Source organism: Yoonia tamlensis (genome assembly GCF_900115105.1).
GTDB lineage: Bacteria > Pseudomonadota > Alphaproteobacteria > Rhodobacterales > Rhodobacteraceae > Yoonia > Yoonia tamlensis.
This window is the reverse complement of record NZ_FOYP01000002.1, coordinates 13001-28443: the sequence shown is the minus strand read 5'-3', so window position 1 is coordinate 28443 and position 15443 is coordinate 13001. Positions and strand designations below refer to the sequence as shown.

Below are 15443 nucleotides of genomic sequence, written 5' to 3'. Positions count from 1 at the left end.
CTGATCTGTTTGCTTCATATGCTGACCGGCCATGAAGTACGGTCCTCACGGTTACCCAAAAAAAGGCTACTGCCGCAATCCCGCAAAAAATGCCTAAAGTTACCTGTGTTAGTTCAAGTGCAATATTCACAACGTGGTCTCCTTTAGAGTCGCAAAAGCCGGGACGCTTCCCGACTTGTACTGTTTAAAATAGATACTAAGCGTAAGAATGTAAAGAATTGGATAAGTGACTGTCACTCACTCCTCAACCTTCCCCCGCAACGCCTTCACCTCTCCACGCGCTTTTTTCCCCTCGAGCCTGCGTTTCACTGACCCGTAGGTCGGCTTTGTTGCCCGTCTGCGTTTTTGTACGACGGTGGCTGATAGGATCAGTTCCGCCAGACGGTCCCGTGCGATTTCGCGGTTGCGGGCTTGGCTGCGGGTTTCTTGCACAAAGATCACAATCGCCCCGTCTTTCGTCCAGCGTTGCCCCGCCAGCCGCCGCAGCCGGGTTTTCACGGGGTCGGGCAGGTTGGGGGATCGCGCGGCCTCGAACCGCAATTCCACCGCCGTCGACACCTTGTTCACGTTCTGCCCGCCGGGGCCGGACGCGCGGGTAAAGCTCTCGGTCAGCTCCCAATCCGCAATCTCGATCTGATCATTCACCCGCATCATCTTGCCCTAAAATACTCCCGCCGGAGGCTCCTGCACTTGCAACTATCGCTAACATAAAGAATTTGCACGCAAACACCCGCAAATTACGACGAAAAAGGGCTACCCCGGCGACGGGATAGCCCTTCTCTGAATTTCGGAGGTGGGTCGGTTAGGATCACCACCTTGTGGTTTTCTCAGCTAGGGGCTGCCCTAGTTGCGACCCCCACAAGTTGTCCCGACACACTTCTCCAATACCTCATGATGCACTGGATCACCTCCTTTCAAAAATTTCGCCTGAAAGTAGGTTCGCATAGATTTGGTATATTTCAAGTAAAAATGTCCCCGACCTCGCGATTATGTGTCTGCCCGTGTGATCCGCCCAACAATAATGCGAAACGGCACCAAAGCGAGCAGCGCGATGGTCAGTTTCACCCCCCAATCGGCCACGGCCAGCGATATCCAAAGTGGCACCAACGGGCCTGCGTTCAAAAATGGCACGGCGTCCTGCGCCCAGCTGATCTGGTCCGCCGCCATCGCGCTGAACCCGTTAAAAGCTGCCGCAAAAGCGATCGAAAAGAAGATGACCGTATCAACGGTCGAGCTGACCAATGTGCTGCCCAAGGGGGCCTTCCACCATGATCCGGCGCGCAGCCGGTTGAACACGGCAATATCAAGCAATTGCGCAACAAGAAACGCGGTGGCGGATCCGATGGCAATGCGCAAGGCGACGGCGGGCCCGTATTCGGTCATGATTTGTGACCCGATCAGCGAACAGATGATCCCGACCACAAGCCCGACAAATACAACGCGGCGCGCGGCAGAAACGCCGTAAACGCGGTTCATGATATCGGTAACAAGAAAGGCGAGCGGATAGGTGAACGCCCCCCAGGTAAGGAGACCATCAAGGATCAGGAATTGGACAAGGATGTTAGAGGCCACAACGATAATGGCCATGGCGATAACGCCGGGAAGGATGCGTGTCATATTGGTTTTCCGTTTTGACAAGGGTGCGGCACTTGGCCCGCGCGGATCATCCACGGGACGGCGCGGATTAGCGCGCATGCGCTGCCTATGTCAATCGCTGATCCGGTATTCGACAATTTCGGTGCGCTGGAAACGGCGAAAATTGTCGTCGGATACAAGCGTGATCCGCAACCCAACGCCATCATTCCAAACGCTGATCCCTTCAAGATTGTCATGGGTGAATGTGCCGGTTTCCAGCAGCGTTTCTTCGCGCTGCCCTTGCAAATCAAAGCGCCTGACGCGGCTGCGAAACCCGAACCCTGTAAAGTCCCGTTCAAGAACATAAAGAAGGGCATCCGGCCCGATATCTGCGCCCGCAACCAAGAACGCACCGCGCCGTGGAATTGTGAAAGGCTGGTCCCAGACCCCGTTTGCATAGCGGTAAACAGGAAACGGCCGCGTGGCCCGCCCCGACCGTTCCGGCAGCGTGTAAAGCACGCCGTTTGCGTCGATTGCCAGCGCCTCTAATGATGAATTGCGTTGCATCGTGGCAAACGCGGGTGCGGCTGGCAATGCAGTTGATTGCGTGTCCAGTGTTGCAAAATGGCGCAGCCCGTGCACCCCTTCGAACGAGATAAAGACATCGCCCGTGCTGGCAATCGCAATGCCTTCGCTATCGCCCTGCGCGCCGGTGCCGGTGATCGGGATGACCTGTATATCGGTGATGGCGCTGATAATCCCGTCAGTGCGCGCGAACTGTCCGGTGACAAAGAAACTGCGGTCGCTGACGGCGGTGAAAGCCTGCCCGTCTTGCGCAACCGCGATTCCCGATAGCCCGCCGATCCGCGCATCATCCGACGCCCAAATGTAGCTGCCGATAAATGTGGTCTCGGCCCGTGCAGGCACGGCCAATGCCCAGACCACAAGGGCCAAGATCATCCGCATTTATTCGGCGTTCAGCACGCCAAGACATTGCCCCGGCAGGTTTGCCATCGTCAGTTCCGCGCGCGGTGTTGGTGGTGGCGCGTTGGGGTCGGGCGGCGGCGGGTTCAGGATATCGTTCACCCAACGGTCCGCGTCGGCACAGCCGTCACCGGCAGGCGGCGGGGCCTGATCGGTGCAGTTTGCATCGCCTTCAGGGCAGTTCAGCCGCACGTGGAAATGGTAGTGATGCCCCCACCAAGGGCGAATTTTGCTTAGCCAGCTGCGGTCGCCCGTCGCACTGTTGCACATGGCAACTTTTGCGCCAGGAAAAACAAAGATGCGTGCGACCCGCGGGTCAGAGGCCGCGGCGCGCAAGATCGCCTCGTGCTGGGGCGTCCAGCTATCGTTGGTATAGGCGCCTGCACTGCGACGCATCGAAATGGACGACAGGTTTTCACGTTCCGTGGCGGTCAGGTTCAGCCGGTCAGGTGGCAGCATCCAGATATCGGCGTCCAACCCTGTTTGATGGCTTGCATGCCCGGTCAACATCGGTCCGCCACGTGGCTGGCTCATATCACCAATATAAAGCCCTTCCCAACCGGGTTGCGTGGCGGCAAAGCGGCTTAAGTCTTGGACAAAATCAATGGTTTCGGGTTGCGCCCAGTTGCGATTACGCGACAGGCGCATCGCCTGCCATGTGGGGCCGGTTTCGGGCAATTGCACGGCGCCCGCCTGACAACCACGGGCATAGCCGCCGTGCGCCTCGGGGTGTTGGTGTGACCCATCGGTCGCGGCACCAAACAGCTGCTTGGCGACACGTGTGTCGCCCGCGTTCTGGGTTGATACAGCTACGGTGGGTTCTTCGGCCTGACAGGCGGCAAGCCCAAGGGCGAAACATACTGCTGCGATTATGCGGACCATTCTGCGCGATCTCCGTCTTTGTTGACCCATCCTAGCAAGAAAAGCCCGACAAGGAAAAGAATGATCACCGGCAAAAAGCCCAATTGGTTGTTGCCGGTCATGAATGTGAACAGTGTAATAAGCGCGGGTGCCAAAAATGCTGTTGCCTTGCCGGTCAATGCAAACAGGCCAAAGGCTTCGGCAGGGCGTTCCGGATGGGTGTGGCGCACCATCATCGAGCGCGAAGAGCTGTAAAGCGCCCCGCCAGCCCCGCCGATACAAACGCCACAGACGTAAAAGATGATGTCGGGCAGGGACGATCCTTCGGCCAATGGAATGCCAAACAGGGTTTCGCGCGACATGCCGACAATGACGCAAGACACCGCGATCAGCACCCAAACAGCGACCTTGATCACCGGTTTCGGGCCGTATTTTTGATCGCACAACCCTGACACCCAAGTGGTGATAGCCGCAGCGATAGCCGCGATAATCCCAAATACGCCGATTTGAATGGTCTGCCAGTCCAGAACAAGCGCCGCGTAGACGCCGCCAAAGGCATATAGCGCATTCAGCGCGTCGCGGTAAAACATCGACCCGACAAGGAAATTCAGCAGACTTTTGCGATGGAAAACCGAACGCAATGTGGCGATCAATTCGCGCCAGACCGTTCCAAGCCCGGGCGTTTTTTTGGCGACCTTGCGGTCGTCGCGTACATACAGAAAGAACGGAATAATAAAAATCACGTACCAGATGGCGATAAACGGACCAACGGCGCGGGTGCCTTCACGCATGATCGGGTCAAGCCCGAACAGCGGCGGATTGCCCAGCAAGGTCACGCCATTTGCGTCCTCGGCCAGCAGCAAAAGCATAATGAAAAGCGACACAACCCCGCCCCAATAGCCAAATGCGGCGCCCGACCCTGAAATGCGGCCGACTTCTTTTTCGTCGCCCAGCGATGGCAGAATGGCGTTCACAAAGTTCAGCCCGCTTTCCGCAGCGATAAAGCCGACATAAAAAATCACCAGCATCAGGATAAGCGACGAGCCGTCAGGCGTGAGCCCCCAAAGCATGAATGTCGCCACAACATAGACCACAGAAAAGAATGCGATCCACGGCATCTTGCGGCCCGAACTATCGGCAAAAGCGCCAAGGAATGGGGCGGAGAACGCGATAATCAGACCCGCAACCGTCTGACCTGCGGACCAAATCCATTGGGCTTGCGCGTCCGCGGCTTGTTCGGTTAACCCGCCCGCCAGAAAATGCTCTGTTGCGACAACCGCAAAATAGGGGCCGAAAATAAAGGTCAGCCCCAGCGTATAAAACGGTTGCGATGCCCAATCAAAGGCCATCCATCCCCAGATGCGTTTCTTTGCGACTGCCATGTTTTGCCCCTGCGTGTTCTTTGCGGGGATAAGACACTGTTAAGCACGCCAAAAGCAAGTGTTTAGGTGCTGGCGTCGGTTGGTGGCCATGGGCGCGTGGCGTCCGCGTCGATCCAGTTCTTGATCCAGTCAGGCAATGCGGGCGAAGCACCGTCATATCCAAGCGCGGCAAAGGCCTCGTCCGGTGCAACAATCCCGTCTTTGCTGGTAAGCGCCGAACGGTACATCGCTTGGGCGGCGCAGGTGTCGCCGATCCAGATCGACTGGTCGAGATAGACAAACCGGTGGTCCCAGCCCGCCGTTTTACTGATTACCCGAAATTTGGCGAAAGGCCGGATACGGCGGCGATAACGTACAGAAACGCCCGCCATCGTCAGGCCCCAGCGTTTGCGTTTCAAAAGATCAATCAGCCCCACGCGCTGGGCCAGCCCCGTGCGCCCCAAATCCATGATGGTCAGGATGCGCCCGTTATTCATTTCAAGATAGGTATCAATGTCTTGGGGCCAGCAGCGGTGATAGGACACATGCGTATCCAGCGGGTGCAGCTTGGGACGCCGTTTGTTGACAATCAGTTCTTTGATGACACGCACAACAGGGTACATCGGGGGCCTCTGGGTTGTTTCCCGTTAGGGATGATCCGAATTGACGCTAACGTCAACTTTGACGCAACGGAAAGCACGGGCTTGTAGGAAAGGCCGCGAGCGCTTAATTCAGTGCAAACAAATCAAAGGGTTCACTACATAATGCTGTCAATTATCCAAGTCCTGCTTTTGCTGATCGGCGTGGTCCGGTTTTTTGTCATTGCCCATTTCATCATGAGCTGGCTGATCCGGTTTGACGTGCTGAATGTCCGGCAAGAGTTTGTCGCGCAGATCTGGTACGGTTTGCAGCGGATCCTAGAGCCGCTTTACAGCCGGGTCCGTCGCTTTATGCCTGATCTGGGGGGCGTTGATCTGTCGCCTATCGTGGTTCTTGTCGGGCTCGAAATTCTGCGCATTTTCCTGTATAATAACGCGATTGCGCTTGCACACTGACGTGTTTCAGCTGGTGGCTTAGGCCACCAGCTGAAACACGATCCCTGACAGGACTGCGCCCGCCATACCCAGCCCGATATAGGCGACAAAGACCTGACGTTTGACCAGCGACCAGACAGCCGCCATTGCGGGGATAGATGTGACTCCGCCGCCAATGACAAACGCCATTGCGGCCCCGCTGCTCATGCCTTGCTCCATCAGGCCAGCGATCAGCGCCGGTGCGACAAACCCGTTCAGATATGCAGGCACACCAACAACGGCAGCTGTCGCGATGGGAACAATGCCTTCGCCGCCGACAAGCCCCGCAATCAGCGCGGCAGGCACATATGTGACCAGCAGCGCCTCAAGCGCATAGGCAAAGGCCAGCCATTTCAGCAAGAACAGCGCGTTCTGGGCAAATTCATGTTTGAACGTGTCCACACGGGCCGCATCATGCCAAAACGCCCAAGCGGGTTTGCCATTCATCGGATCAGGCCCGCAGCCACAGCGTTTTGCAGGCTGGACCCGCAAAGGCGACGTAAAAAGCCCGCGTGACTGCAACGCCATGATCGCAAACCCACCCATCAGGCCCAACCCGACGGCGGCGACCGCCTTGCCGATGGCAAAGGGCCAGCCCAATGTGCCTGCGGCAATTAATAATGTGGGCGGGTCAATCAGGGGTGACGCCAGCCAGAACGCCATCACGGGCGCGAGCGGGGTGCCAAGCGCAAGCAGACCGGCGATAAACGGAATGACCTCGCAGGAACAAAACGGGGCCAGCCCGCCGAATAGGGCTGCAAGGACGATCATCCTGACTTCACGGCCTTTAAAGATGCCCGCGATGACAGATTCTGCACCCGCCGCCTTTAGCCCCGCAATCATGATCACCGCAAAAACGATATAGGGCAGGGTGCCCAGCAATGCGCGGACCGCAAAGGTGACAACGGGCACGGCGTTCGGCTGATCAAGGATCGCGACGATCACAGGGATCATGAGGGTCAATGTCCACGGCGATTTCAGCCGCTTGAGGTAATCGCCAATGCGTGGCGTATGTGTCGCATTCAGTTCAGTCATGGTTTGGGCCTGCCTCTGAGCAGCATTCTTCGAGGATGAAGTCTGCAAGGGTTTGAAGATGGTCGAAATTGGCGCGGTTGATCACCGTGCGCCCCTGTTTTTCCTGCACAATCAGCTGTGCGCTTGCCAGAAATTTCAGATGATGCGCCAGTGTCGATGCGGGGATGCCCGTGCGCTGCTGGATGTCGCCGACAGGCAAGCCGCCATTGCCAGCCCGCACAAGCGTCTGAAACACGGCGATCCGCGATTCGGATCCAAGCGCAGAAAACCCCTGCGCGGCTGTCACACTATCCATTTTGGACCTCTCGCAATTGATTCGATAAAACTAGTTTTATAGATATATTCGGAACGGTCAACCATCATGTCGCTTTTGAACGCGCGCCCGCGTCTGATCAGCCTACTTTCGCGCGAGGCCCACAGATGATTAACTGGGGCAAAGCGGCGGAGTATTCAGATGTCAGACCCCATTACATTTACTCTCGATGGTAAAACCGTCACAGCCCAGCCCGGTGAAACCATCTGGGAGGTGGCGCATGGACGTGGCCTTGTGATCCCGCACCTGTGCCATAAACCTGCCCCAGGATACCGGTCTGACGGTAATTGCCGCGCCTGTATGGTTGCGATCGCGGGCGAACGGACATTGGCCGCAAGCTGTATCCGTGAACCGGCGGCCGGAATGGTTGTCACAACCGATCAACCGCGCGAAGTGCAAGCGCGCAAAATGGTGATGGAACTGCTTGTCGCTGACCAGCCCGCCAAAGAAATCGCGCATGATAAATCAAGCCATCTGTGGGATATGGCCGCGCAGCAGGGCGTGACCGACAGCCGCTTTGCGCCGAAATCGAACCACATCCCGTTGCTTGATAGCAGCCATGTTGCGATGTCGGTCAATCTGGATGCCTGTATTCAATGCGGGCTGTGCGTGCGGGCCTGCCGTGAAGTGCAGGTTAATGACGTGATCGGAATGGCAGGGCGCGGGGCGGGCGCCTATCCGGTGTTTGATATGGATGATCCGATGGGCGCGTCGTCTTGCGTGGCTTGCGGCGAATGCGTGCAAGCCTGCCCGACCGGCGCGCTTTTGCCCGCGACCGTGACGGATGAAAACCAACAAGGCGACACAGGCGATTTCGACCGCGAGGTCGCCAGCATCTGCCCGTTCTGCGGTGTCGGCTGTCAGGTCTCGCTCAAGATCAAAGACGAAAAGGTGAAATTCGTCGAAGGCATCAACGGCCCCGCCAATGAGGGGCGGTTGTGTGTGAAGGGCCGTTTTGGTTTCGACTATATCCACCATGATCACCGCCTGACCACACCGCTGATCCGTCGCGCTGATGCGCCCGCCAAAGGGTTGAACGTTGACCCTGGCAATTGGCAAACCCATTTTCGGGCGGCGTCATGGGACGAGGCGCTGGATGCTGCGGCAAATGGGCTGAATGCGATTGGCGGCACGGGTGTTGCGGGCTTTGGGTCTGCCAAATGCAGCAACGAAGAAGCCTATCTGTTTCAAAAGCTGATCCGGCAGGGGTTTGGCCACAACAACGTCGACCACTGCACACGGCTTTGCCATGCGTCATCCGTTGCGGCACTGATGGAAAACGTCGGATCGGGCGCGGTGACTGCGACATTTAATGAAATCGAAAACGCTGATGTGGCGATTGTGATCGGTGCGAATCCGATTGAAAATCACCCGGTTGCCGCGACTTACTTTAAGCAATTCGCAAAACGTGGTGGCAAGCTGATTGTGATGGACCCGCGGGGGCAGGCGCTCAAACGGTTCGCCAGCCATATGCTGCAATTCAGACCCGGCGCTGATGTGTCGATGCTGAATGCGATCATGCACGTGATCGTTGCTGAAAAACTGTACGACCAGCAATATATCGACGCCTACACCGAAAATTGGGAGGCCGAGAAAGCCCATCTTGCTGATTTTGCGCCTGAAAAGATGACGGGTATTTGCGGGATTGACGCCGAGGTACTGCGCGATGTTGCCCGCACCTTTGCAAGCGCAAAATCCGCGATGATTTTCTGGGGCATGGGCGTGTCACAGCATATCCACGGCACCGACAATTCGCGCTGTCTGATCAGCCTTGCGCTGATGACCGGACAAGTGGGGCGCCCGGGCGCCGGGCTGCATCCGCTACGCGGCCAAAACAACGTGCAGGGCGCGTCCGATGCAGGGCTGATCCCGATGTTTTTGCCGGATTACCAGCCTGTTGGCGATGCGGACGTGCGCACAACATTCCAAGAAATCTGGCAAGATGGCGGCGTGCACCCCGATAAGGGGCTGACGGTGACCGAAATTCTGGATGCCGTGCATGCAGGCGATATTCGCGGCATGTATATTTCTGGCGAAAACCCTGCGATGTCGGACCCCGACGTGGATCATGCGCGCGCTGCTTTGGCCAAGCTGGATCATCTTGTCGTGCAGGATATTTTCCTGACCGAGACCGCGAATTTCGCCGATGTGATCCTGCCCGCAAGCGCATTCGCAGAAAAGAACGGGACGGTGACGAACACAAATCGACAGGTGCAAATGGGCCGTGCGGCGCTGGCACCACCGGGAGCGGCGCGCGAAGATTGGTGGATCACAGTAGAACTGGCGAAACGGCTGGGATTGCGATGGTCCTATAGCCACCCGCGCGATGTATTTGCGGAAATGACGCAAGTCATGCCTTCGCTTGCCAATATCACTTGGGACCGGCTGGCGGCTGAAAACGCCGTGACCTACCCGTCACTATCGCCAACCGATCCGGGCCAACCAATTGTTTTTGCGGATGGGTTCCCGCGCGCGGGCGGGCGGGCGAAATTCACGCCTGCCAATGTGATCGCACCGGACGAGGTCCCCGATGCCGATTATCCGATGATTTTGACCACGGGGCGGCAGTTGGAACATTGGCACACAGGGTCGATGACGCGTCGGTCAAAGGTGCTTGATGCGGTGGAACCCGAAGCCAATTGTTCGCTGCATCCGGCGACATTGCGCGCGCTTGGTGCGCAACCTGGCGATATGATCCGGCTGACCACGCGGCGTGGCAGCATTGATATCATGGCGCGGGCGGATCGGGCTGTGGCGCCCGATATGGTTTTTGTGCCCTTCGCCTATGTCGAGGCGGCCGCAAACACGCTAACCAACCCCGCCATTGATCCCTATGGCAAAATTCCCGAATTCAAATTCGCGGCTGTCAGGATCGAAAAAATCGCTGATCAGGCGCTTGTTTAGCCGCCGCTATTGAATAGCAGCGCCAGACAGGCGAGCCTTGGGACAACCTGCGGCGGTACTTGCGCCGGCGCAGCTATGTTTTCTGGAGGACACGCAAATGCGCAAATTAACCCTGATCGCCGCCCTGTCGGGCTTTGCCTTGCCCGCGCTGGCGGATGACGCCGCCCTGCTACTGGGGGTCGAGCGCTACCAAGAATTGCGCCGCGTGCCCAATGCGACGGATGTCATTGATAGTGCGCAGGATTTGCGACGCGCGGGCTATGATGTCACGACGCTTTCCAACGGGACAAGCGTGAATATGGCGCGGCTGTTGAACCAGTTTGCGCAGGCGGCCACCGATGCGGATCGCTTGGTTGTGGGGCTGTCTGGGCGCTTTGTCACCGATGGCACACGCAGCTGGCTTTTGGCGAGCGATGCCGTAGACCCCAGTTATTTCGGGTTGGCTGATGCGGTGTCGATTGACAGCGTGCTGAATGTTCTTGCGCAGGCCCCTGGGCAGGCGGTGTTGATCCTTGGCTATGATCTGGACGGGACCGACAAGATCGGTGTCTATCTGCGCGAAGGCGTGGGCGATCTGCAAATCCCGCAGGGTGTGACCGTGCTATTTGGCGAACCCAACGCGACCGACGGCGTCGTGATGGAGGCAATCACTGTCCCGGGCGCCAATGTGATGGAATTTGCCCGCGACGCGCGCTGGCTGAATATCGCGGGCTACGCGCCACGGGCATTGGTCATGCAGCCAGCCCGTGACGATGATGACCCAACCCCCGTCGGTGATCCGACCCAGCAATTCTGGATCATTGCGCAGCAGTTGAATACAGCGGATGCCTATCGCGATTTTGCGTTGAACTATCCGCGTAGCCCCTACGCAAGCGAGGCGCGCGCGCGGCTGGACGAGATCGAAAATGATCCCGTGCGGCTTGCCGAAATTGCCGAGGCCGATCTGGCGCTGACCCGCAATGCGCGGCGCAATATTCAGCGGGATTTGACTTTGCTTGAATATAACACCCGTGGTGTTGACGGTATTTTTGGCCAAGGTAGCCGCCGTGCCATCCGCAATTGGCAGCAGTCCAACGGTTTTGCACAGACGTCGTTTCTGACCGCCGAACAGATCAGCCGGATCGACGCGCAAGCCAGCCGGAAACGGGCGGAAATCGAAGCCGAAGAAGAACGCGGACGCGCACAGGCCGAACGGCTTGACCGCGCCTATTGGGAAGAAACCGGCGCACGCGGAGACGCGGCGGGTTTGCGCGCCTATTTGAACCGCTATCCCGACGGCATCTTTGCGGATGAGGCCCGCGATGCGATGGCTTCATTTGACCGTGGCACCGGCCGTGACGACACGCCCAGCAACCAAGCCGCCGCAGATGCAGAGGCGGATTTGCGGATCAACCCTGTGCTTGCGCGGCTGATCGAAAGCCGGCTGGCGCAGATGGGTTTCAATCCGGGGCAGGTTGATGGCCGGTTTGATAATGACACCCGCGGCGCGATCAGCCGCTATCAAACACGCTCTGGCCTGCCCGCGACGGGCTACCTAAGCGAGCCGACGCTGGCGCGGCTTTTGGCGGATACCTTTGGGCGCTAGCACAACAAACAAATAAAAAAAGGGGCCGCCTGCGCAAACAGACGGCCCCGAATTTGTCGCGGTTGCGCCTATTGCGCGCGCACGTAACGTTCGGCCAACAGCCGGATCAGACCCGCAGTATTGTCGAACTGGCGGACGCCGACGATATAGGTGCCAGACTGCACACGCGCCATGACAAGGCTATCCAGCCCGTCGCCATAGTCGTCATTCATGCCAACTTCACGGCCCAGATCATCATAGACAACCAACCACGGGTCGCTATTGCCGCCGCCGATTGCCTCGATCACAAGTAGGCTGTTGTCCAGCACTTCAAGTGTGAACCAAGTCACATCATCGGTTGCCTGCACGTCTTGGCGGACGCGCGATTCGAGCACACCAAGATCGGTCACTGGGATGCTGCCATCAAGCGGTGGGGCTGCTTCGCCACGATCATAAAGAGAAAGTGTCGCCGCCTCCGGGTCGTATTCGGTCAGTGAAACGGTGATAGGTGCATATTCATCGCTTAGCGCGGCCATTGCGATGCAATAGGTGCCCGGATCAAGCGTATCGGTGACGTCGATCCGTGAATTCAGCCCGTCGTAATCGTCATTTTCGGCGATAAACATATCGTTAGCGCCGTATAGCGTCACCACAGGATCCGCAGATTCGTTTTCGGCGGTAATGCTGATTTGCGCAGGCGCATCAAGCGTGAAGCTCCAATTGGGGTTATCCGCAACTGATCCGGTCACGCTGCTGCCCAGCCCGCCCATGGGCGTTGCTGTCGCGCAACCGCCGGCGCTGCCATCATTGACGGGGCTATCCATTACACCTTCGGTCAGGGCTTCGTGTTCCTGCCGGCCGACACGCACAAATGCGGTCATCGGGCCGCCATCATAGCTGCGCAGCGCCATGCAGTATGTACCTGCTTCAAGGTATGTTTCGGCGCGTGACGCGGCGTTGCCGCCAGAATCATCGTCAGAGGCCACGATGCTGCCATTGCTATCAAGTACGTCGATAATTGTATCGCCCGCGCCACGGCCCGCGGCCTCGATGCGTACATCAGTGCCCTGGCTAAGCGAGAAGAGCGAAATATATTCGTTGCCGCCCAGTACAAGCGCCATTTGTTCCTGATAGGAACCGGCTGTCGCAATGTCTGATGATTGCGCGTCGCCACCGATCCACTGGCCGCCATTGCCGGCACCGCCGCAATATGTGTCCTGCGCTACAGCAGGTGCCGCAGCACCCAACATTGCCACAGCAAGCGCGCCTGATCGTATATTCAAAAACTGCATTAAAATGTTCCTCTAGCTTTTTCGCTACCTTGTAGGGCCACGATAATCGCAATGCGCCGTGCCTGACTAGACCAAACAGTAAAAAGTGCGGAAATCCTGACCAAGTGCCAATCCGCCCGCTGCGACAGGTTTAGCCCAAATAAAAAAGGCCGCGCCCCGAAGGGTGCGACCTTTTTTATTAATGCTCATTCGCGGAATTAGCCTTGGCGGGCTTTAAACCGTGGTTGCGTCTTGTTAATCACATAGACGCGGCCCTTGCGGCGCACGATGCGGCAATCGCGGTGGCGCTGCTTGAGCGAGCGGAGGGAGTTACGTACCTTCATGGTCGTGTCCTTCTTGTCGCGGCGCGCGGATTGCGCCTTGGTTGCATTGGCGGACCAAAGTCCGATGAATTCATGGTGGACGATACTGGGATCGAACCAGTGACCCCTTCGATGTCAACGAAGTGCTCTACCGCTGAGCTAATCATCCATGTTACCAGCTTTGGCCGCCATCGCCCTATAACGAAATAGGACGCGGGCAAACCGCGTCAGGTGTGCGGTCTATAAAAGGAGTCGCAGGCAGGATCAAGGGCTTTTGGAAAAAACAAAATTCAGGTTATGGTTTGCCCCAGAAGGAGCCGAATTTGCCCGATCTTGCCTTTAAAATCACGCGCCCCAGCCATCGCAGCACCAGCGTTGTTTTCGCTTCTCCGCATTCCGGACGCGCTTATGCGCCTGCATTTCTGGATCAGATCGACATAGATGCCACCACAATTCGGTCGTCCGAGGACGCATTTGTTGATCATCTGTTTGCCGCAGCACCCGAATTTGGCGCGCCTTTCATTCAGGCCTGCGCGCCGCGCGCCTTTGTCGATCTCAATCGTGGCGCGGACGAGCTTGACCCTGCCTTGATCGCGGACCTCAAGCGCAAGCCGCAAAATCCGCGTGTTGCGAGCGGTTTGGGCGTGATCCCGCGGGTAGTTGCCAACGGGCGACATATTTATCGCGGCAAGATCTCTCTCGCGCAGGCGCATGCGCGGATCGCAAACTACTGGTACCCATATCACGATAATCTGCAAACCCTGCTGGACGAAAGCAACCGGATGTTCGGCCAGTCGGTTTTGATCGATTGCCATTCCATGCCGCACGAAGCCCTGACAAGCATGTCGACCAAGAACACGACCTATCCCGATATTGTGCTTGGGGACCGGTTTGGCAGCACGGCAGCGCCGTTCGTGGTGGATCAGGTAGAACGCGCATTTGCAGAGGCCGGTTTTCGGGTCGCGCGGAATGCGCCCTTTGCTGGGGCCTATATCGTGCAGCGCTATGGGCATCCCGCCCGATCACAACATGCAATTCAAGTAGAGATCGACCGAGGTATCTACATGAACGAACACACGCTGACCCCGAAACCAGATTTCGCACATATTCAGGCGGTGATATCGGGGGTGATTGCGCAAATCGCCGAAATTGGAATGCCCTCAGATCAACAAATCGCAGCCGAATAGACGCTTAGCGCAAAGCAAACGCCGCTTGCTTGATAACATCTGTAACTGTCGCAATCCGGGCGAATTTAGAACGCCCTTTCCGTGAAATGAGCCACAGTTCTTGCGACTTTGCCTGCTGTAGCGGATAAATTGATATGTTGTTTTGCTGTGCAAACGCTTTGACGCCTGATCGCGGTAAAACCGTATACCCCAAACCGTTCGCGACGGGCATCAGGATTTGCCCAATTTGATTAACATACGTGCGGATTCGCAAGCGATCAGATCCTGTATACTCTTGTGGAAAATTGGCTGCGAACAAGACATCGGCATAGGCAAAGCCATCAGGGTGGGCCACAAATCCAAGACGATTTAGGTCGTTTAGGCGCATGGTCTTTTGCCCATATTGTGCGGGCAGCGCGAGGCAAAGCTCCTCACAGGCAAGTTTAGTGGCCTGCAAGCGGGGGTGCGTTGTGGTGCCGGAAACGATCCCTAAATCAAGTTTTCCATCTAACACGTCGCTTTCAATGCGTGATTGCGGTGCCGCTTCGAGACTGATCATAAGCTGTTCGGCCTGCTGCATCTGTTCAATAAGGTGAGGATACAACCATGTCGCAAAGCTGCCCGAGCATCCAATGCGCACCGTCCCTGAAAATGGATCGTCGGCTGATATAGTCTCTTGAAGTTGGCGTTCCTGTTCCATGCGTTCTGCGCAGACCCGCAAAACGGCTTCGCCCACTGGGGTTACAGAAAAGGATTTTCCGTCCTTTAGGATAAGTGGTTTTCCAACCTGCCTTTCTAATTTTCTGAGCTGCTGTGAAACGCCGGGCTGCGTCATGCCTAGCCGGTCGGCGGCACGCGTAAAGTGGTTGGTTTCACAAAGAACCATAAAGGTATTTAGCCACGTAGCGTTCAGCATAATCATTCCAAAAAATTATGAAAATTATCATATTTGATAATTTTTCAAATCGCAATGCGTGCGGTATGCACCCCAGATAATTCAAAAAGGGAAAGCA

At 57.1% G+C, this 15443-nt stretch carries 15 protein-coding genes and 1 tRNA gene; 4 read left to right on the top strand and 12 right to left on the bottom strand.

The features are described from left to right. Positions 1 to 237 precede the first annotated feature (237 nt). The 6 genes from arfB to BM320_RS12020 form a co-directional block, all read right to left on the bottom strand. On the bottom strand, positions 238 to 654 hold the full coding sequence (gene arfB / locus BM320_RS12045; protein ID WP_090200674.1) for an alternative ribosome rescue aminoacyl-tRNA hydrolase ArfB: 417 nt from the start codon (positions 652 to 654) through the stop codon (positions 238 to 240). A gap of 333 nt (positions 655 to 987) precedes the next feature. Further along, positions 988 to 1617 carry a queuosine precursor transporter gene (locus BM320_RS12040; protein WP_090201536.1) on the bottom strand — a complete coding sequence of 210 codons (630 nt, stop codon included), beginning with the start codon at positions 1615 to 1617 and terminating at the stop codon, positions 988 to 990. 90 nt (positions 1618 to 1707) lie between these two features. Then, positions 1708 to 2541 (bottom strand): esterase-like activity of phytase family protein, encoded by an 834-nt coding sequence (locus BM320_RS12035; protein ID WP_090200672.1) that lies wholly within the window; start codon positions 2539 to 2541, stop codon positions 1708 to 1710. Further along, on the bottom strand, positions 2542 to 3441 hold the full coding sequence (gene mepA / locus BM320_RS12030) for a penicillin-insensitive murein endopeptidase (protein ID WP_090200670.1): 900 nt from the start codon (positions 3439 to 3441) through the stop codon (positions 2542 to 2544). Then, entirely contained in the window at positions 3429 to 4802 is a 1374-nt protein-coding gene (locus BM320_RS12025) for an MFS transporter (protein WP_090200669.1), read from the bottom strand. The genes mepA and BM320_RS12025 overlap by 13 nt, the downstream gene beginning before the upstream one ends. A gap of 62 nt (positions 4803 to 4864) precedes the next feature. Further along, the gene (locus BM320_RS12020) at positions 4865 to 5404 is read right to left on the bottom strand and encodes an acyl-CoA thioesterase (protein WP_090200667.1); all 540 of its coding nucleotides are present in this window, start codon (positions 5402 to 5404) and stop codon (positions 4865 to 4867) included. Between the two features lie 141 nt (positions 5405 to 5545). Between BM320_RS12020 and BM320_RS12015 the strand changes: the two genes are divergently transcribed. Then, positions 5546 to 5836 (top strand): YggT family protein, encoded by a 291-nt coding sequence (locus BM320_RS12015; protein ID WP_090200666.1) that lies wholly within the window; start codon positions 5546 to 5548, stop codon positions 5834 to 5836. An 18-nt stretch (positions 5837 to 5854) separates the two neighbouring features. Here the strand turns inward: BM320_RS12015 and BM320_RS12010 are convergent, their stop codons facing one another. Both BM320_RS12010 and BM320_RS12005 read right to left on the bottom strand, forming a co-directional pair. Further along, the gene (locus BM320_RS12010; RefSeq protein ID WP_090200664.1) at positions 5855 to 6889 is read right to left on the bottom strand and encodes a permease; all 1035 of its coding nucleotides are present in this window, start codon (positions 6887 to 6889) and stop codon (positions 5855 to 5857) included. Further along, positions 6882 to 7184, bottom strand: coding sequence for an ArsR/SmtB family transcription factor (locus BM320_RS12005; protein WP_090200663.1), 303 nt, complete (start codon positions 7182 to 7184; stop codon positions 6882 to 6884). Before BM320_RS12005 ends, BM320_RS12010 begins: the two co-directional genes overlap by 8 nt. Positions 7185 to 7343: 159 nt before the next feature. Here BM320_RS12005 and fdhF point away from each other — a divergent pair, with 159 nt between their 5' ends. After that, a complete protein-coding gene (gene fdhF, locus BM320_RS12000; RefSeq protein ID WP_090200661.1) occupies positions 7344 to 10106 on the top strand; it encodes a formate dehydrogenase subunit alpha in 2763 nt (920 codons plus the stop codon). Between the two features lie 97 nt (positions 10107 to 10203). Continuing rightward, the gene (locus BM320_RS11995) at positions 10204 to 11691 is read left to right on the top strand and encodes a peptidoglycan-binding domain-containing protein (RefSeq protein WP_090200659.1); all 1488 of its coding nucleotides are present in this window, start codon (positions 10204 to 10206) and stop codon (positions 11689 to 11691) included. Between the two features lie 68 nt (positions 11692 to 11759). On the opposite strand, the gene BM320_RS11990 is transcribed toward BM320_RS11995, so the two are convergent. The 3 genes from BM320_RS11990 to BM320_RS11980 all read right to left on the bottom strand — a co-directional run bounded on the left by BM320_RS11990 (position 11760) and on the right by BM320_RS11980 (position 13433). Then, a complete protein-coding gene (locus tag BM320_RS11990) occupies positions 11760 to 12962 on the bottom strand; it encodes an ABC transporter substrate-binding protein (RefSeq protein WP_242651047.1) in 1203 nt (400 codons plus the stop codon). Between the two features lie 197 nt (positions 12963 to 13159). Beyond that, positions 13160 to 13285 carry a type B 50S ribosomal protein L36 gene (ykgO, locus tag BM320_RS11985; RefSeq protein WP_037210500.1) on the bottom strand — a complete coding sequence of 42 codons (126 nt, stop codon included), beginning with the start codon at positions 13283 to 13285 and terminating at the stop codon, positions 13160 to 13162. A gap of 73 nt (positions 13286 to 13358) precedes the next feature. Beyond that, a tRNA-Val gene (locus BM320_RS11980) sits at positions 13359 to 13433 on the bottom strand. 154 nt (positions 13434 to 13587) lie between these two features. On the opposite strand from BM320_RS11980, the gene BM320_RS11975 reads away from it, so the two are divergent. Then, entirely contained in the window at positions 13588 to 14451 is an 864-nt protein-coding gene (locus BM320_RS11975; RefSeq protein WP_090201534.1) for an N-formylglutamate amidohydrolase, read from the top strand. Positions 14452 to 14455: 4 nt separating this feature from the next. Here the strand turns inward: BM320_RS11975 and BM320_RS11970 are convergent, their stop codons facing one another. Continuing rightward, positions 14456 to 15346: a LysR family transcriptional regulator gene (locus BM320_RS11970; RefSeq protein WP_090201533.1), complete on the bottom strand. Its 891-nt coding sequence runs from the start codon at positions 15344 to 15346 to the stop codon at positions 14456 to 14458. Positions 15347 to 15443 lie beyond the last annotated feature (97 nt).